Here is an 18473-nt window from a genome sequence, read left to right as displayed (position 1 = left end):
AGATACATACGGACATACCTTTGTTCTGTCTGGCTTTCTTAATTTTGAATTTTGAATTTTGAATTTTGAATTGGTATAATTTGTTTGTGTTGAATTAGGAACTGGGACAATTTTGTTCAAACCGCAACCAAATTCAGAAAAATACTCTTTCCCAGTCCCTCTCTCAATATTGGCTACGGTATACACACAAGTTCTTATAACTTGCACCTTTGATGCATCGACCTGTACCTTTGTTGCATCGACTTGTACCTTTATTGCATCGACTTGTACCTTTGTTGCATCAACTTGTACCTTTGTTGCATCAATTTGTACCTTTATTGCATTGACCTGTATCTTTATTGCATCGACCTGTACCTTTGTTGCATTGACCTGTAAATAATTAAGCACATGAGGTACATCATAGCCCCCTCATCGCTTGCGGGGAGGGGGTTGGAGGTGGGGTTGCTCTACCTCACTCAATAGAAAAACGCTATATACCAATTCAATTAATGATTGCAACACATCTTTGGGTAAAGACGCGATTCATCGCGTCTCTACAAGTGGTCTATTGTTCTGCAACGCCTTTTTTCAAAGTCCCTAATAACTAAAGTTGATTCCGCGCTTTGAGTTGTAGATATCGCTCAACTAACTGATCCGCAATTTGATTTGCTGGTGCATCTAGTACTAATACACCTTTTTGTTTCAGTTGGGCATAAGCTACTTGTCGTTGCATTAATAAATCGAGCGCTACTGCGCGGGCATAAGTACCTGTAACATCATCTGTAAAGGTATGTGCCAGACGATCAACTTGCGGATCTCGCAAAGTAACGCAAAATGGCAGATAGCGGGGTGCTAGTTTGGAGAGTGCGGCTAGGAGTTCTGTAGAGGCAGTGATATCAATTAAATCGGTAATTACTACTACAAGCGCCCTCCGGGTTTGTCGCTGCAAAACATTTGTTACCGCTCCCAAATAATCAGATTCAAACAACACTGGTTGAATTGGAGTCAGGCGATCGATTAACTGATTCAAATGATGTTGACCGCGTTCTGGGGGAATCCACGTATGCATCTGGCGGTCAAATACACCAACACCCACGCGATCGCCTCGATGTAAGCCTGCCAAAGCTAAGGATAAAGTTGCATTCAAACCCCAGTCAAATCGTTGTAAACTCTGCACTTTTGCTGTCATCAACCGTCCGCGATCGAGTAATATCAGTAATGTTTGTTCTTGTTCTGGTTCTAGAACCCTCACCAGTGGCATTCCATTACCATAAGCGCCAACCCGTCGGGCGGTAGCTTTCCAATCAATAAACCGCAAATCGTCACCAGTACGATAGTTTCGCAGTTCGGCAAACTCTGTACCAATACCAGTTTTGCGAGATTGCCGCATTGATCCCGATGATTGCAGTGTTAAACGAATTGTCAGCGATCGCAATCCCAGTAAATCAGGATAAACTTTCACTGGCAGACTTTGAGGAATTTGCCAATCATCCCAAGCTAATCCCCAAAGTCCCAACTGTCGGACTTGAATATTCCCCCAAGAAAACTCTCCCCGGTGTGTCGGGTGGACGGTATACGTTAATTCTTCGGTGCTGTTACTAGAAACAATGGCGCTCAGTCCAGGTGTAGACACGCCAAATCCTGTTGGATAATAGTCGCGGATTTCAATTTGGGCGTTGGTATTTGGCGATGTCACCTTCAGCACCACGGGATTATCCCGTCCAATGGATAATCGTGATGGTAACTCGCGGGTAATTTGCACACGAGAACGTCGTACCCGTAAACCATCTACAACCATCAGTCCTAGAACAATGGCATCAAATAGCACAGTGATGGCGATGGTTGCTCTAATACTGAGAAATAAGTATAGGATCGGGGCGATCGCTATAGCCAAAACCAACAATAAATAAACTCGTCTGGAAGGAACCATTTTTTAGAGCGAAAAGTTAGGAGTTAGGTATAAGGTGAATTTCAATGTAACCGAAATTAGAAGGCAATTTGAAGCTTTTTTCAACGTCGGATTTTGAGAGTTAAATCAAGATGAAGAATTAGAGGCGAAATTGGCTGTTGGTCTGTGCAAAAATAACAGGAATCAGCATCAACTACTTACAGTGCATATCAAAAAATATGAGCCAAACCCAACAAATCATACCCACAGTGCGCCCTTGCAGAATCGATAGTGCCACAGCAAGAGATCCAGTGGATTTAGTAATCGTCATTGATACTAGCCCTTCGATGAAAGATGAAGCTTCCGACCTTAGCAATGCCGCCGCCGCCGCTATTGCTAGCGCCTCTTCTAGTTGTCCTTGCGATTTGAGAGTGATTTGGCTTGGCATTGAAGGTACTTGGAAAGGTACAAATTTTAATCGGACAGTACGGGATTATCTCTTGAATGAGTGCCAAGTTTCTAAAGGAGATTTGCGAGCCAGAAAGCGAGGACAATTACCTGATGCGGGAGCGCAGGAAGATGCGGCTCGAACTGTAGAAGATGTTTCAACTTATTTTGATTGGCGACCGGGAGCAGCCCGATCAATTTTCTATTTGGGAGATGAAGCTCTCGAAGCAGGAGGAGATAGAACTGAAGAGAAAGATATTATCGCTGCCAATAAAGCGATCGCCAAAGCTCAACAAGCAGGAGTAAAAGTTCATAATTATTTTGGCACGACCAAGAGCAAATTTAAAGATAGTTTGCAGCAAGAATACGCCAGATTAGCTAAAGAAACAGGCGGAGAAGCTTTTACCGATCGCGATTCTATTGGTGGCTTTACAGAAGTGCTTCAAAAGGTAATTTGCAATAGCCGTCCAGTTGGGATTAAGTTAGAGATTCAGCAGCCACTACCGTGTTTTGAGTTAAGGAGCGATCGTCAACCATTGGCGGTACAGGGTTCAGAAACTATTGCGATCGTAGCGTCTAACTGTTACTCAAATGTCACCTTCAGAAATTTGACAGCCGTTGTATCAGCATTGCTAAAAACCGATGGAACTCCCATTCCCAACTTAGCCGATGGAACGCCAGCCGTTAAGATTAAACCATCCCCAGAAATAACCTTTGGTGACTTACTCCCTATTGGTTCTGATAACTCTGAATCTACTGGAGAAGTATTGAAGGAAATAGTAATAGAAACCAATAGTTCTAATAGTGCAAACTATACGTTAAAAATTGAATACTCCTATCGGGCAGAGTTTGATTTTCAAGGTGGCGATGATTTTGCATTAGGACTTTCCTAATAAAAGAAGATGATTCTGTGGGGTCGGAATTAGAGTTAGCTATATAACAATACGCTTGGGTTAAGCAAATTTATCTGTTAAGGCAGGCTGTTCTTGAGCAGGGGAGGCTTCGGGAGCAGGGGGAGAGAAAAAAGCTTAACTGAACTGTATTGAGCTATATAACCTTAATTCAAAGCGATCGCTCCTCTTAGCTTTTACTCGCTGTATTTTATGGGGACAACACCGAGACATCGCTGTTTCCCCAGCAACTTTGACTCGAAAAGAATTCTGCATCAGATGCAAAGGCGATCGCAGAATTGCTTTAGCCAATATAGTCAGTCAAAAAAATTCTGACAGGACAAGGCAGGTAAAAGGGTAAGGGGGAAAGGTATAAAACCCTTCCCCTTTTACCTTTTCCCTTTCCCCAGTCTCTACCTGTCAGAATTTGTGTGGTGAACTAGTAGGATGATCTAGCTGTAGACATAGGAAAATTATGTTTTGAATAAAAAGCGGTAAAACTTCGGTTGGCCAAGCTTTTTCCGCCATGTCTCCATGTAAATGTAAAACACTGGAGTTAGATAGAGAGTCAATATCTGAGAGAATACCAATCCACCAACGATCGCAATTCCCAAAGGACGACGCGCTTCTGAACCTACTCCTGTACCCAGAGCAATGGGGAGTGTCCCAATTAAAGCTGCCATCGTCGTCATCATAATCGGACGGAAGCGAGTCAAGCAAGCGGCATAGATGGCATCAAAGGAATTTTTACCTTCGTTTCGTTGTGCTTCAATGGCAAAGTCCACCAGCATAATACCATTTTTCTTAACAATACCTACTAGCAGAATAATGCCGATGAAAGAGTAAAGATTTAAATCAACCTGGAAAATCAGCAGCGTCAGTAATGCACCAAAACCCGCCGAAGGTAGACCAGAAAGAATGGTGATTGGGTGAATGAAATCCTCATAGAGGATACCGAGAATCAGGTAGATGACTAAAATAGATACCAACAACAGCACGCCTAAATCATTGAAAGACTGTTGGAAGGTTTGGGCTGAACCCTGAAAGCTGGGGGTAATTGTTGAGGGTAGCACCTCACTGGCTGCTTGCTTGATAGCATCTGTAGCCTGACTGAGAGACGTTCCTGGTAGCGTGTCAAAAGAGATAGTTGCAGAGGGGAGTTGAGCAACGTGAGTAACAGTCAGAGGGCCGACATTTTGAGTGATGTTGGCGATCGCACTCAAAGGAATCAGTTTTCCAGTACTCGATTGCACATATAGCATCGATAGGGCGCTAGGATCTCGTTGAAATTCCGGTTTTACTTCCAAAATTACATAAAATTGGTCATTTGGGGTATAAATAGTGGAAACCTGGCTAGAACCATAAGCAGCACTGAGGGTTTGTTCAACTTGTTGGGCGGTAATCCCAAGGGTTGCGGCTTTGTTGTGGTCAACTTGGACTTGGATTTGAGGAGTGCTGAGTTGTAAATCGCTGTCAACGTCCCGGAGTCCTGGTAGAGTTTTGACTTTATCTACAAGTTTAGGAACGTATTGGCGCAAGTCTTGTAAATTCAAACTCTGCAATGTGAACTGATAAGTAGAATTGGTTTGTTGTCCACCGATGGGAATAGCTGGCGGAGAACGGAGGAATGTCTTAACCCCAACCACACGCCTCAACTTGGGGGTTAACTCTTGAATGATTTCGTCAGCATTCAGTTTACGTTCAGAACGTGGCTTGAGCCGAATCGTAATTCGCCCGGAGTTCACTGATGCATTCGGCCCACTTGCACCCACAATAGAATCAACTGCTTCAATATTGGGGTCTTGACGAATAATGTCAACAACCTTTTGCTGGTGACGGCGCATATCATCAAAAGAAATATCTTGCGCTCCTTTGGTGTTCGCCGTCAGTTGTCCGGTGTCTTCGGTAGGAATAAAACCTTTGGGAACGATGACGAACAAATAGACAGTCATTACCAACAAAATGCCAGAACCGATGAGTGTCATCAGGCGGTATTTTAAAATCGGCTTGAGCGTCCAATCATATCCTTGCAGTAGTAAATCAAATGCTCGTTCTGAGACGCGATACAAAAGATTTGGTCTTTGCTGATGTGATGAACTTAAGAAACGACTGCACAACATTGGCGTGAGACTGAGGGAAACAAAACCCGAAACCAAAATTGCCACTGCGATCGTCACGGCAAATTCATGAAATAATTTCCCGATTATTCCACTCATAAACATAATTGGGATGAACACCGCCACTAGAGAAAGGGTCATTGACAAAATGGTGAAGCTGATTTCTTTTGATCCCTTCAATGCCGCGTTCAGGGGAGATTCGCCCATTTCTCGATAACGGACGATATTTTCTAACACAACGATCGCATCATCCACGACAAACCCGACGGAAAGGGTCAACGCCATGAGTGAAAGGTTGTCTAGAGAGAAACCCGACAGATACATGACAGCAAAAGTGCCAATGATCGCTACAGGTAACGCCAAACTGGGAATTAGGGTAGCAGTTATATCACGTAAAAATAAGAAAATCACCAATACGACGAGACAAACCGAGAGAACCAAGGTAAATTTAACGTCATTGACAGAGGCTCGAATGGTTTGAGAGCGATCGTACATAATCCCCATTTCAATGGATTTGGGAACTTGTTCGCGGAGTGTAGGTAAAAGTTTCTGGATGGAATCAACAATATTTACCGTGTTGGCTCCCGGCTGCGGCTGCACAGCCAGAACAACAGAATGGCGATTTGTTACTTTGCGATCGCTATACAAATTCGAGACTTTGACGTTTTGTTCGCTGTCAATTACCTCTCCCAAATCTTGGAGCCGCACAGGCGCACCATTTTTGTAAGTTACAATTAGCTGGCGATAGCTGGCAGCATCGGTGAGTTGACCGTTCGCCTGAATCGTATAACTTTTGTAACTGTCAGAGAGACTGCCTGTAGGTAAGTTAACATTTCCCTGTTGAATTGCAGTTTTTACCTGATTTAGACCAATTCCCCGCGATGCCAACTCTCGCGGGTCAAGCTGGACGCGGACTGCATATTGCTGTTGACCGAAAACTTGTACCTGAGCAACACCATCAATCATCGAAATTGGTTGACCAACTGTTACCTCTGCGTATTCATCTACTGTTGAAATTGGCTGTGTCTCCGAATACATATAGAGGAAGAGTATCGGCGAGACAGATGGGTTAACTTTACGGTATGTAGGGGGGTGAGGCATTCCGGCGGGCAGTTGTCCGGCGGCGGCTGAAATCGCCGCCTGTACATCTTTGGCGGCATCTTCCACTCTGCGGCTAAAGTCAAATTGTAGGGAGATGTTAGTGCTGCCTGTGGAACTGGTGGAATTGAATGAATTTAGTCCGGCAATTTCGGTAAACTGTCTTTCTAGCGGTGCGGCGACGGAAGATGCCATTGTTTCGGGGGTAGCACCAGGGAGACTAGCGGAGACAGAAATAAAAGGATATTCAACGTTGGGTAGGGCGCTGATGGGTAACAGTAGATAACTCATGAGACCGAAAATGAGGATACCCATCATTACCAAGGTGGTCATGACTGGACGACGGATGAAGAGTTCTGAAAGGTTCATGAGTTTTGTTCTCCCAGAAATGTAAGGATTATGTGTAATTTAATTGCTTAGTTTGTATTGTTTTGAGTTTATATTTCATAAGGGCAAATATAAGACAATCCCTTTCCACTCAGACTGATCGCTGTAATTAATCAGCAGCAGCAATTCATCAATTGCTTGTCTAATAAGGATGAATAAAGGCTACGGTGTACACACAAGTCTTTTAATCTGCATCTTTGTTGCATCGACCTGCACCTTTGTTGCATTGACCTACACCTTTGTTGCATTGACCTGCACCTTTGTTGCATTGACCTGCACCTTTGTTGCATTGACCTGCAACTTTGTTGTATCAACCTGCACCTTTGTTGCATCGACCTGCAAAAATTAACCGACCCTACTTCACGCAGCAACTTTAAAACACTTCTGTGCTTCTTGCTTTTGTTAGGGTGTTAGGGGGTTAGGTCTATTTGCATACCTGTACCTCACCAGATTGAAGATGGCTATATTGCTTGTTGAAAATCACGATCGCTCCCCTGTAAATGAGAACACCCGCCGAAACTTAACTTGATTAAGCTTCTTCCGCCACGATTCCATATAGATATAGAACACGGGTGTTAAATACAGAGTCAATATCTGAGAAAACACTAGCCCGCCCACAACTGCAATACCTAAAGGACGGCGGGATTCGGAACCAGCCCCAAATCCGATCGCTATGGGCAAGGTTCCCATTAATGCTGCCATCGTCGTCATCATAATCGGCCGGAAGCGCACCAAACAGGCTTGATAAATCGCCTCGGACGGCTTTTTCAATTCATTTCGCTGGGCTTCGATGGCAAAATCCACCATCATGATCCCGTTTTTCTTCACAATGCCCACTAAAAGAATTATGCCGATGAAGGAATAAACATTCAGTTCGACATGGAATATTATCAGCGTTAACAATGCCCCAAAACCTGCTGATGGCAAACCGGAAAGAATCGTAATTGGGTGAATGAAATCCTCATAGAGAATACCCAGGATGAGATAAATTACTAAGATGGCGATCGCTAACAGTAAACCCAAACTCGGCAGTGAACTTTGAAATACTTGGCTTGCACCCTGAAAGCTGGTGCTAATGCTCTTAGGAATCACCTGATCGATCAGTTCTGCAATTTTTTGGTTGGCATTTCCCAAGGACGCACCAGGGGCGAGGTTAAAGGAAATGGTAGCAGCGTTCATCCGACCGTTATGATTGACCATTAACGGGCTGACTCCCTGAGATAGTTTGGCGAATGTCTTTAGAGGAACTGCCACTCCTGTACTGGAGTTAATGTACAATGTCAACAAAGCATTGATATCCTGCTGATATTGCGGTGCTAATTCCAAAATCACCTGATACTCATTGGTCGCTGCATAGATGGTTGACACTTGGTAGGAACCGTAAGCACTTCTGAGGGTATTTTCGATTTGCTCGGCGGTAATCCCATAAGTTGAGGCTTTATCGCGGTCAATGTCAATTTGAATCTGGGAAGCAAATTGTAAATCGCTGTTGACATCCTGGAGTTCTGGCAAGTTCTTCATTTTCAGAACAAGTTGCGGAACATATTCCTGCAAGGGTTTGACATCAGAACTCTGAAGTGCAACCTGATAAAGTCCTGTGCTTTGTTGAGCGCCAATGGGTATCGCTGGCGGATTTTGTAAGAATACTTGGATGCCTGGAACAGTGGCGAGTTTGGTTCGTAAATTTTGCACGATTTCGTCAGCCCCAAGTTGGCGCTGCGATCGCGGTTTTAACCGAATAAACAAACTCCCGGAATTGGCTGCAACTGCTGCTCCACTGCCATTAGCACTCGCTCCCGCGCCAATATTGGAGTTGACTGCATCTACATTCGGATCTTCACGAATCAAGTTAGCAACTGTCTGTTGATGCTGGACAAGATTATCAAAAGATGCATCCTCGGCTGCTTGGGTAATACCCGTAATTTGTCCGGTATCTTCGCTAGGAATAAAGCCTTTGGGAACTACCAGCAACAACCCAACTGTCACCGCCAAGAGAACGACAGATAAAATCATCGTGGTGCGGTGATATTTTAAGACTTTTTTCAGACTCCAGTCATACAAACCGAGGAAGCGATCGAAGACATATTCGGAAGCTTGATATAACCGACTTTGATTAGCATGATCTACAGGACGCAGAAAACGGCTGCACAACATGGGAGTCAAAGTCAAAGACACAAAACCAGAGACGAGAATTGCCACTGCGATCGTCACAGCAAATTCATGAAATAATCGCCCCAGGACTTCACTCATGAACAACATGGGGATGAAGACTGCAACCAAAGAAAGGGTCATCGACAGAATTGTAAAACCAATTTCTCTCGACCCATTCAACGCCGCTTCTAAGGGACGTTCCCCCATTTCCATGTGACGGACGATATTTTCTAGCATGACGATCGCATCATCCACTACAAAACCCACTGAAAGGGTCAACGCCATCAGCGATAGGTTATCTAGTGAGTAGTGCAGCAAATACATCACCGCAAAAGTTCCAATCAGCGAAACGGGTAATGCCAAACTGGGAATCACCGTCGCCGAGAGGTTCCGTAAAAAGATGAAAATTACTAAGATAACTAGAGCGATCGTCAAAATCAACGTGAATCTGACATCATCTACTGAATCTCGAATCGACTGAGATGCATCATAGAGAATACCAATTTCTACTGATGCCGGAATCTGCGATCGCAAATCCGGGAGCAATTTCTTAATCGTATCTACGACTTGTACCGTATTGGTTCCAGGCTGTCTTTGAATGGTGAGAATAATGGCGCGAGTATTGTTATACCAGCTTGCCACCTTGTCATTTTCTACACTGTCAACGACCCGACCCAGTTGATTGAGATAGATGGGCATTCCATCTTTATAAGACACAATCAACTGACGATAAGCAGCCGCATCCTCAAGTTGTCCGTTAGTTTGGACTGTAAAATTCTTGTGATTTCCCGAAAGACTGCCGGTAGGCAAATTGACGTTACCTTGTTGAATCGCCGTCGCCACCTGATCTAACCCAATTTGCCGCGCTGCCAATTGCTGCGGATCGAGTTGAATTCGAGCCGCATACTTTTGGGAACCGTAAACAGCTACCTGTGCTACCCCATTGATTGTAGATAGCTTTTGCGCCAGATAAGTCTCGGCATAATTATCTACCTGGGAAAGCGGCAGAGTGGGAGAATCGAGGTAAAGGTAAAGAATCGGTTGATCTGCGGGGTTAACTTTGCTGTAGGTGGGAGGATTGGGTAAATCGTTAGCAATTTGCCCCGATGCTCCCGATATCGCCGCTTGCACATCCTGCGCCGCATCATCAATATTCCGACTCAGGTTAAATTGCAGGGTAATTTGAGTCTGTCCCAGAGTGCTAGTTGAGTTGAGCGAATCGAGTCCAGCAATACTGGAAAATTGCTTTTCTAGAGGACGGGCAACCGATGCTGCCATTGTTTCGGGGCTGGCTCCCGGTCGGGAAGCGCTGACCTGAATTGTGGGATAATCTACACTTGGTAAATCGCTGATGGGCAGCAAGCGATAACTCATGAAACCGAAGATCAAAATCGCTGCCATCACCAGAGTCGTCATGATCGGGCGACGGATAAATGGTTCCGAGAGGTTCATGAATCACCTCCACCAGAGTTACGGGAATGATTTCTTCTTGGCTGATTTGAGTCATTACCGCCTTGGGAATTGCCGGGTGTTTTGACGCGGACTTTGCTCCCAGAAACAAGATTCGCCTGACCATCGGTAACAATTTTATCGCCTGGTTGTGGGCCTTTCTGAATTACATCTAGCCCCTGAATGGTGCTGCTAACTGTAACTGGAACGTTTTCTACCGTCATGTCTGGCTTAACTACAAAAACAAACTGTCCATCGGGGCCATTCTGCACGGCTTGGGAAGGAACAACCGTTGCATTTGGTTGTTCAGTCAGCGTTAGGGTTGCGTTGACAAATTGACCGGGAAATAAATGTCCCTGAGTGTTATCAAAGTCGCCAATTAGTTGAATTGTCCCCGTGGTGTTATCAACTGTGTTATTGACAAACGTCAAAGCACCTGGTATCGGATGAGATGGATTATCGGGGAACGTTACATCGACCTTCAGCTTGCCATTCTGCATATACTTTTGTACTTGGGGCAGATTTGTTTCAGGAATGGAAAAAGCAACTTGAATCGGGCGAATTTGGGTGATGGTAACAAGTGGAGTCGTGCTGTTGGCTTGTACCACATTCCCCTGAGTCACAAGAATATTGCCAGCGCGACCATCAATCGGCGCATAAATTTTGGCGTAAGATAATTGCACTTTGGTATTGTCTAATGCTCCTTGGTCTGAAACGACAACAGCTTGAGCATTAGCGATCGCAGCTTGATCGCCTTTGACAACTGCGCCAGCATTAGTTAGCGCTACTTGATCGCTTTTCAAAACAGCCTCAGCATTAGCGATCGCTTCTCGATCTGCTTGGAGGGTTGCTGTAGCCGATTTGCTATTGGAAACGTATTGCTGTGCTTGATCTAAACTAATCGCACCTTTCTTATACAACGCACTATAGCGATCGCTCTGTCCCTGAGCAAATTCTGCTTGTGCTTGATCCTTGGCCAAATTCGCTTGCGCTTGTCGCACTAAGGCTTGGTCTTTGACTAAAGTGGCTCTTGCTTGGTCTACCTGACCCAAATCTCTAGTTAACGCATCTCTAGCTTGTTGTACCGAGGCTTGATCTTTTGCTACAACACCTTGAGCTTGCTGGATTGCAGCAGCTTGTGATCGGTCATCTAGAGTAAACAAAAGTTGTCCCTTTTTCACATCTTGACCTTTCTTGAAATAAACTCCTACGATCCGTCCGCTAGCTTGGGGTGTAATCGATACTGTAGACCCCGCTTGCACATTACCGATCGCCTGCAATTGTATCGGAACCGTTTTTTGTGTCACCATTGCCACAGTTACAGGTGTCAATTGCTGCCGATTACGCCCAGATTTTTCAGTTTTATCTGACTTGGCTGCACCTGCATGGATACCAAAAAAACCCAACCCAGCCAGCAACAGCACGCCCAAAATTACCAAACGAATCTTTTTCTTTTTTGGCGATCGCGGTAGCTCTGGTTCTATACTGTTTTCAGTCAAACTCTCGTTAGAAATTTCAATTTCATGGTTCATCAAAACCTCCAATACATTTTAGTTTATTAAAAACTGGGTTAATTTATTTTTTATTTAATTGCCGATATAGAAGTTGTAAAGCTTGTTTTTCTATCTGTCTAACTCGTTCCCGGCTAATACCCATACGCTGACCAATTTCTTCTAAAGAAAGTTCGTTTCCATCTGTCAAACCAAAGCGCAAGCTTAAGATTTGCTGTTGCTGTTTAGACAAATCTGATAATAAACTCTCAACTTCCTGATTGAAAAATTGTTCATTAGTATATCCATTTTCGGAATATCTATAATCTTGGATTAAATCTTCTAACTTTACATCTTTCTCCGAGCCGACTCGAATATCAAGAGAGATAGTTTTACGAGCCAAACTTAGATATTCTCGAATCTGACTAGGCTTTAAAGAAAGTGCATTAGCAATTTCTGTACTAGTGGGAATACGGCCAAGTTTTTGAGATAATTCTCGCTGAACGCGTTTAATTTTATTTAACTTTTCATTGATGTGACTGGGTAATCGGATTGTGCGTCCTTGTTGGGCGATCGCTCTAGTAATTCCTTGACGAATCCACCAGTAAACGTAGGTTGAAAATCTGTATCCTAGAGTCGGATTGAATTTCTCAACTCCTCTCTCCAAACCCAAAGTACCTTCTTGAATTAAGTCCATTAGCTCTAAGTTACGTCTCTGATATTGCTTGGCAATTGACACCACCAGCCGGAGATTAGACGCGATCATTTTCTGCTTAGCTTTTTTCCCTTGATTTAGCTGCTGAAGTAGTTCCTGTTCGCTTAACTGCATCTCGTTAGCCCATTCTGCCAGTGTGGGTGTCCGCTTTAATTCAACAGTCAGTTTTTCTGATTCAGCAAGTATTTTCATCATCTGCTGAACTTGTTGAGCAAAAAAAACTTCTTGCTCTTGGGTCAATAGAGGTATCCGCCCAATTTCTTGAAGATAAGCACGGACTGTATCAGTTGGAGCTTTGCTTGTGTTAATAGCTTTAGGATCTGGAAATGATGTTAAGTTACTCATGGTAAATTAGCCTTTGCCTATTAATTAGGGTATTTTTTATTTGGGAAAAAGCGTAGATAGTGACTCGACGAGCCATAAAAGTTTTTATAAAAAAACCAGGTATCAAGTACTAGCTCTAAAAGAGCAATTAACACCCAAATTGCTAAAGAAACAATTACAGGTAGGCTAAGATCGGGAAACTTTCTTTGCAAATCGATAATGCCAAATAACAGCAAAAATACGAGAGAAACTCCTAGAAGAAAAGACAACTTGACAATCGCAAGAATAAAACGGCTCATCTCTAGAATGCGATTGTAAAGCTTAGAAAATCTCTCCAGTATTTCTTCCATGTTATTGATGACAAGTAAAATTTGTTGTTGGTGCAGATGGGTAGCTAAGGAGCATTTTTGCTGCAATTGCATCAATTCATGTTCATTCTTGAAATTATCTAAAAGCTTGTCCCAAGGTAGCGCCTGAGAGCTAGTTGCCCAGATTGGGAAATCCTTTAAATGCAAGGGAACTAAATAGTTAATCAGTGCGATCAGCGTTTGATCAAAATTACTGAGTTCAGGGGGAAGAGACTGAGTTAGACGAATGAGTTGGTCAATCTGAATCTGAAGTGTATAGTAGTCCTCATATCTCCTTTGAGCAATCAACTGACTAGTAAAGGTGAGAAAAACAATTAACACTCCCAATAAAGCAGCTAGAGACTGGGATACAGCTGAAAAAAATTCGATCGCTACCTGTTTCGGTACTGTCAGCCAGGGGGCGTTTTCCCGCATAGAAAAAACCAAGGTGGTAACAAATACAAGCCCAACGATCGCTAGCTGATGGCGGGTAACAATAGCTATGACTGTCCGTACTAAAGGAGTGTTACTGAGTTGAACCAGGATTTGCAGACCTGGGACTGGCTCACAAATTTGAAGTCGTTGGGCTTTGCGGGTTGACATGATAGAAAGATACAGTTCCTAACTTGCTCGCGACAGTGTTTATTCCCCACGCTGCAAACTCACATGATTCGTCCCAGACTGAATCAATTTGCTTAGGTCAGCAACGGCGCTAGCATACTGAGGATCGGCTAATGTCGCTAAGGTTCGGTTTTGCACTAATGCTTTCTGTTGCGCCTCGGTTAATGCCACGTTAATATCTGGGGCAATGCCGACATGATTGATATCTCGACCTTTCGGTGTGTAGTATTTAGCGATCGTTAGTTTCAGCCCCGAACCATCCTCTAGTGGCTCTACAGCTTGAACTAAACCTTTACCGAAAGTGCGAGTCCCGACTAAGGTGGCGCGATTATCGTCTTGTAGCGCTCCCGACAGAATTTCGCTGGCGCTAGCAGATCCCTTATCAACTAGTATTACTAAGGGTTTGTCAGTGAGAGGATGTCCCGATGCATTGTAGCTCTCTTTAACTTGGTCTCGATTTACCAAAGACACGATCGCCCCTTGCTTCAACCACATACTGGCAATTTGCAAACTCGCATCCAACAATCCACCCGGATCGGAACGCAGATCCAAAACGTAGCCCTGCACCTGTTGTTTTTCTAATGCTTCAATTGCGCGATGCATCTCTGCGGGGGCAGTTTGCGTAAATTCTGGCAAACGGATGTAACCAATCTTGCCTGCTGCTGTTGTTTGCGTGTTGTAAGTTACAGGATGGATAGCAATATTGGCGCGGGTAAGTTTGAAAGTTTCCGACTGGCTACCCCGTTGAATCGTGAGTACTACCTTAGTTCCCACCGGGCCGAGAATCCGCTTTACGGCATCGTCAATTTTCATCCCCTGAGTTTTTTGACCGTTAATTTGGACAATCACATCGTCCGGTAAAATGCCAGCTTTAAAAGCAGGGGTTCCTTGAATTGGGGCGACAACGGTTAAAGCTTTAGTTTTTTCATTCTGTGCCAGTTCCAGCCCTACGCCAGTGAGATTGCCAGAAATGTCGTTATTTAGGGCTTTAAATTCTTGGGGATCGAAAAACTCGGTGTAGCGATCGCCTAATTTTGCCACCATTTCTTCAATCGCCCCATAAGCCTCTTTCTTAGAACTATAGGAACGGCTAATATACTGCTGGCGAATTGCTTTCCAATCTTGATGGTTAAAGCTGGCATCAACATAATTTTTATCTAGAATTTGCCACACTTCATCCACCATTTTTTGAGGATTAGATTGGGCTTTACCTAGAGCTTTAGAAGTGTAGAGACTAGTTCCGACAAAGATTGCTGCGATCGCAGCTAACTCTATCTTGACAAGAAAATTTTGTTTAAACATACTTTAACTCTTGAAGAAGAATACAGAATTCAGAATTCAGAATTTAGAATCCAATTAATGAAAGGCTGAATACCCTAAGCCGTCCGTAGATAATTCCTTCTGTTAGCGGATAGCTAAGGTTTAGCCCATTCTGACTCACCTCGACTGCGCCAACGGCTACGCTACTTCGACTTTTCTACGAGACGCTACGCGTTAGCGGAGCTTTCGCTTTAGCGATACGCTCGGCACAAGTCAGGACAGGCTCGGCGACCACCTGACTCCTGAATTCTATTTTGATAAAATTACTAAGAATTATCTTGAGATTTTCCTTTGCGATGGGGATAAGCAGTTTTAAAAATATCCTGAATTTTAGTCTTTTGGTCAGCCGTGAGATTCAGGCTCAACACTGCTTTACGCATTTTTTCACCTTGTTGTAATTTCGTTGACAATTCCTTTACCTGATCTGGGGTCAGAACTGCCTCAATTTGCTTGCGAATTTCTTCGCGCTTTTGAGCGCGTTCTGACGTATTCGATGCCGGAGAGTTTGTTGTAGAAGTATCAGATACCTTTGTGCCAGAATCATTACCTTGAGACACATCTGGAGATTTAGAACTGGTGCAACCTGTCATTCCTGCAATTAGAATAGTTGCAAATAGCAGGGTTGGTAAAATTATCTGTTTTTTCATCATTTATTTCTGTTGTTTTTGTTGTGTGTAATCGGACTGTTTTAACTCAATTTTCGTTAGAAGATGTTTGAAAAGTTGCTGCTTTCCTCACACCAGCTAATCTTAAAAGTTGAAATGAGTTTGCACATGAGCTAGAATTCCTAACCTGACCAGTAAAAAAGTACTCAAGTTATTGTGACTTTTTTCCTAATTTAGAAATAGTTAATTAGTCGGAACGGCTCTACCGATACTAGAGACAGATTCGTTATATAGAAGAATGGGGACTAGGGACTGGGTACTGGGTACTGGGGAAGAAATGATGAGTAAGATTTGGTTGGGGTCTGAATTCCGATTCAAATCTTCCCAATCCCCAGTCCTTAGTCCCTAATCCCCAGTCCCCAGTTCAATATTTCCCTCTAAAATAGTGAAAATATCTATGGTTTTGTTAGAAAGGCCATTGATTTGGAACAGTTCTATGGTTAGCTTGACCTACCCATCTTTTCGTCTGTTGCTTTACCTAGAGTGGCTGTTATTAGCCACGGCAGCGTTCATGGAAGTTCTGCTGCCGTTTGATTTGTCTTGGTCGTTGCTGCTACGAGTTCTGGCGATCGCCATCTTCAGCTTGATGGGCTTGAGATTACCAATGGTGAACCTGGAAACAAAATTACTTTATACAGCCCTAGAATTAGGTTTAATTTGGCTACCAGCGACTCAACATAGTTTATCTCCTCGCTCCGTTTTGCTGCTGTGTCTGGTACTGGTGATGCGGAGTTGTCTGATATTTAAGCGATCGGGACAGTTGGTTGTCTTGGGTTTATCTCTGCTATCTCATGGAACACTGCTTTTGTTAAGACCCATTGAGCCTGAGAATTTGATGCGAGATAAGATGATCGCTATGTCTTGGGATTGGCGATTAAGTAATATATTATTGTTTAGCTTAACGTTAGTATTCGCTTTATTGTTAATTAATGCCCTGCTTGCAGAGCGCCAAAGTCGAGAGCAGTTAGAAATTGCCCATCAGCAATTAGAGATTACCAATCAACAACTGTGCCAGTATGCCCTGCGGATTGAAGATCAGGCAACCTTGCAGGAACGCAACCGAATTGCCCGCGAAATTCATGATGGGTTAGGACACACTCTCGCCGCCCAAACCATTCAGATTAATAATACTCTGTTGTTTTGGCAATCAAATAATGACAAAGCATTAACATTTCTCAAACAAGCAAAAGAATTGGGGGCTGAGGCGTTGCTAGAAATTCGGCGATCGCTTTCGGTTTTGCGTTCAAATCCTTTGCAAGGGCAATCTCTCAAATCAGCCATTGAAAAGCTGCTGACAGATTTTCAGCAAACCACAGGTATTGAACCGTCCTGTAAAATTGATGTACCGCACACCTTGCCAACAGAAGTAAACACGGCTTTATTCCGCATTGTGCAAGAATCGCTGACAAATATTTGTAAACACGCCGAGGCGACGAGTGTCACCGTTAAACTTCTGGCTCACGCTGGAACGATTCATCTGTCAATCGAAGATAATGGAAAAGGTTTTAACCCCACTCAAAATACAACCGGGTTTGGATTACAAGGGATGCGAGAACGGACGGTTGCACTAGGCGGCCAGTTGAATCTCCACAGTCAACTAGGAACAGGTTGCTGTATTTCTGTTTCTTTGCCACTCTCAAAGCTGTTAGTGTTTTAGCTTATGATTCGGATTTTATTAGTTGACGATCAGCATCTTATTCGCCAGGGACTTAAGAGTATGCTTGAGTCGAATGCAGAGATGCAGGTAATCGGTGAAGCAGAAAATGGGCAACGGGCACTCGAACAGATTGCCGCGCTGCAACCCGATATTGTGCTAATGGATATCCGAATGCCCGTAATGGATGGAGTTGCCACAACAAAAGCGATCGCTCAACAATATCCTGATATTAAGGTTCTCGTTCTCACCACCTTCGATGATGATGAGTATGTTTTTCAGGCGATGCGCCTGGGTGCAAAGGGCTATTTGCTCAAGGACACCGAACCAGATGAACTAATGTTAGCAATTCTATCCGTCCACAAGGGACAAACCCTACTCGGCCCAGGATTGTTTGAGAAAGCACTCACGCCGATTGCTGCACCTGTCCCGTCTGTGCAACCCCCTCCAGAGTTGGCGCAACTCACACCCAGAGAATTAGATGTATTGCGATTAATTGCTTGTGGAGCTAATAACCGGGAAATTGCTGAATCGCTGTTTCTTTCAGAAAACACTGTTAAGAATTATGTTACCAATATTCTTAGTCGTTTGAGTTTACGCGATCGCACTCAAGCCGCTTTGTTTGCCCATTCGTTGTTTGGTGGACTTAAATAAGTTAGGGAACTTCCAGTAAAAAACATCCCATCTCCGCATAGCACAGCTGTACGAGTATTAATTACGTTAATTTACCCATTGCTTTTTTGCGTTCTTTGTGGGACTCTCCTTTACATAACAATTAAATACACTAAATTGATAGGTTTGCCGTATTTTAGAACAGCCAGAAATATGAAAATCTTTATGAGGCTGACATTCAACCACAGGACTTACGCAACTGGCACAGCGTGATCGCTATTTTATAGTATTTATGTACTATATAAAGTGGCTGACCCAT

Annotated in this window: 13 protein-coding genes; 3 read left to right on the top strand and 10 right to left on the bottom strand. The window is 43.7% G+C overall.

The annotated features are described in order from the left end of the window. Positions 1 to 387, bottom strand: a 387-nt coding sequence (locus tag RMX98_RS34100) for a hypothetical protein (protein WP_409881860.1), incomplete at its 3' end; no start/stop codon positions are given. Positions 388 to 583: 196 nt separating this feature from the next. Further along, the gene (locus tag RMX98_RS34095) at positions 584 to 1909 is read right to left on the bottom strand and encodes a DUF58 domain-containing protein (protein ID WP_322676937.1); all 1326 of its coding nucleotides are present in this window, start codon (positions 1907 to 1909) and stop codon (positions 584 to 586) included. A 197-nt stretch (positions 1910 to 2106) separates the two neighbouring features. On the opposite strand from RMX98_RS34095, the gene RMX98_RS34090 reads away from it, so the two are divergent. After that, entirely contained in the window at positions 2107 to 3207 is a 1101-nt protein-coding gene (locus tag RMX98_RS34090) for a hypothetical protein (protein ID WP_322676936.1), read from the top strand. Between the two features lie 135 nt (positions 3208 to 3342). Here the strand turns inward: RMX98_RS34090 and RMX98_RS34085 are convergent, their stop codons facing one another. The 8 genes from RMX98_RS34085 to RMX98_RS34050 all read right to left on the bottom strand — a co-directional run bounded on the left by RMX98_RS34085 (position 3343) and on the right by RMX98_RS34050 (position 15873). Next, entirely contained in the window at positions 3343 to 3516 is a 174-nt protein-coding gene (locus RMX98_RS34085) for a hypothetical protein (protein ID WP_322676935.1), read from the bottom strand. A 161-nt stretch (positions 3517 to 3677) separates the two neighbouring features. Next, positions 3678 to 6788: an efflux RND transporter permease subunit gene (locus RMX98_RS34080; RefSeq protein WP_322676934.1), complete on the bottom strand. Its 3111-nt coding sequence runs from the start codon at positions 6786 to 6788 to the stop codon at positions 3678 to 3680. Between the two features lie 498 nt (positions 6789 to 7286). Next, the gene (locus RMX98_RS34075; protein WP_322676933.1) at positions 7287 to 10409 is read right to left on the bottom strand and encodes an efflux RND transporter permease subunit; all 3123 of its coding nucleotides are present in this window, start codon (positions 10407 to 10409) and stop codon (positions 7287 to 7289) included. Continuing rightward, complete coding sequence (locus tag RMX98_RS34070; protein WP_322676932.1) at positions 10406 to 11938, bottom strand: efflux RND transporter periplasmic adaptor subunit; 1533 nt, start codon at positions 11936 to 11938, stop codon at positions 10406 to 10408. Before RMX98_RS34070 ends, RMX98_RS34075 begins: the two co-directional genes overlap by 4 nt. 43 nt (positions 11939 to 11981) lie before the next feature. Next, entirely contained in the window at positions 11982 to 12956 is a 975-nt protein-coding gene (locus tag RMX98_RS34065) for an RpoD/SigA family RNA polymerase sigma factor (protein ID WP_322676931.1), read from the bottom strand. A 20-nt stretch (positions 12957 to 12976) separates the two neighbouring features. After that, positions 12977 to 13885, bottom strand: a complete 909-nt coding sequence (locus RMX98_RS34060; RefSeq protein WP_322676930.1) for a hypothetical protein — start codon at positions 13883 to 13885, stop codon at positions 12977 to 12979. A gap of 39 nt (positions 13886 to 13924) precedes the next feature. Then, positions 13925 to 15205 (bottom strand): S41 family peptidase, encoded by a 1281-nt coding sequence (locus RMX98_RS34055; RefSeq protein WP_322676929.1) that lies wholly within the window; start codon positions 15203 to 15205, stop codon positions 13925 to 13927. 284 nt (positions 15206 to 15489) lie between these two features. Then, the gene (locus RMX98_RS34050) at positions 15490 to 15873 is read right to left on the bottom strand and encodes a hypothetical protein (RefSeq protein WP_322676928.1); all 384 of its coding nucleotides are present in this window, start codon (positions 15871 to 15873) and stop codon (positions 15490 to 15492) included. A gap of 451 nt (positions 15874 to 16324) precedes the next feature. Between RMX98_RS34050 and RMX98_RS34045 the strand changes: the two genes are divergently transcribed. Together RMX98_RS34045 and RMX98_RS34040 are read left to right on the top strand one after the other, a co-directional pair. Continuing rightward, positions 16325 to 17545 carry a sensor histidine kinase gene (locus RMX98_RS34045; RefSeq protein ID WP_322676927.1) on the top strand — a complete coding sequence of 407 codons (1221 nt, stop codon included), beginning with the start codon at positions 16325 to 16327 and terminating at the stop codon, positions 17543 to 17545. Between the two features lie 3 nt (positions 17546 to 17548). Further along, a complete protein-coding gene (locus RMX98_RS34040) occupies positions 17549 to 18196 on the top strand; it encodes a response regulator transcription factor (RefSeq protein ID WP_322676926.1) in 648 nt (215 codons plus the stop codon). The last annotated feature ends 277 nt before the right edge of the window (positions 18197 to 18473 follow it).

It is taken from the genome of Nostoc sp. DedQUE02 (assembly GCF_034531035.1).
Taxonomy (GTDB): Bacteria; Cyanobacteriota; Cyanobacteriia; order Cyanobacteriales; family Nostocaceae; genus Nostoc.
This window is presented reverse-complemented; position numbering and strand designations above follow the sequence as displayed.

What these genes read in the sequence shown, in the direction of transcription:
- RMX98_RS34075 (WP_322676933.1), bottom strand. Translation starts at nt 10,409, where the DNA reads ATGAACCTCTCGGAACCATTTATCCGTCGCCCGATCATGACGACTCTG.
- RMX98_RS34050 (WP_322676928.1), bottom strand. Translation starts at nt 15,873, where the DNA reads ATGATGAAAAAACAGATAATTTTACCAACCCTGCTATTTGCAACTATT.
- RMX98_RS34040 (WP_322676926.1), top strand. Translation starts at nt 17,549, where the DNA reads ATGATTCGGATTTTATTAGTTGACGATCAGCATCTTATTCGCCAGGGA.
- RMX98_RS34090 (WP_322676936.1), top strand. Translation starts at nt 2,107, where the DNA reads ATGAGCCAAACCCAACAAATCATACCCACAGTGCGCCCTTGCAGAATC.
- RMX98_RS34080 (WP_322676934.1), bottom strand. Translation starts at nt 6,788, where the DNA reads ATGAACCTTTCAGAACTCTTCATCCGTCGTCCAGTCATGACCACCTTG.
- RMX98_RS34095 (WP_322676937.1), bottom strand. Translation starts at nt 1,909, where the DNA reads ATGGTTCCTTCCAGACGAGTTTATTTATTGTTGGTTTTGGCTATAGCG.
- RMX98_RS34065 (WP_322676931.1), bottom strand. Translation starts at nt 12,956, where the DNA reads ATGAGTAACTTAACATCATTTCCAGATCCTAAAGCTATTAACACAAGC.
- RMX98_RS34070 (WP_322676932.1), bottom strand. Translation starts at nt 11,938, where the DNA reads ATGAACCATGAAATTGAAATTTCTAACGAGAGTTTGACTGAAAACAGT.
- RMX98_RS34060 (WP_322676930.1), bottom strand. Translation starts at nt 13,885, where the DNA reads ATGTCAACCCGCAAAGCCCAACGACTTCAAATTTGTGAGCCAGTCCCA.
- RMX98_RS34045 (WP_322676927.1), top strand. Translation starts at nt 16,325, where the DNA reads ATGGTTAGCTTGACCTACCCATCTTTTCGTCTGTTGCTTTACCTAGAG.
- RMX98_RS34055 (WP_322676929.1), bottom strand. Translation starts at nt 15,205, where the DNA reads ATGTTTAAACAAAATTTTCTTGTCAAGATAGAGTTAGCTGCGATCGCA.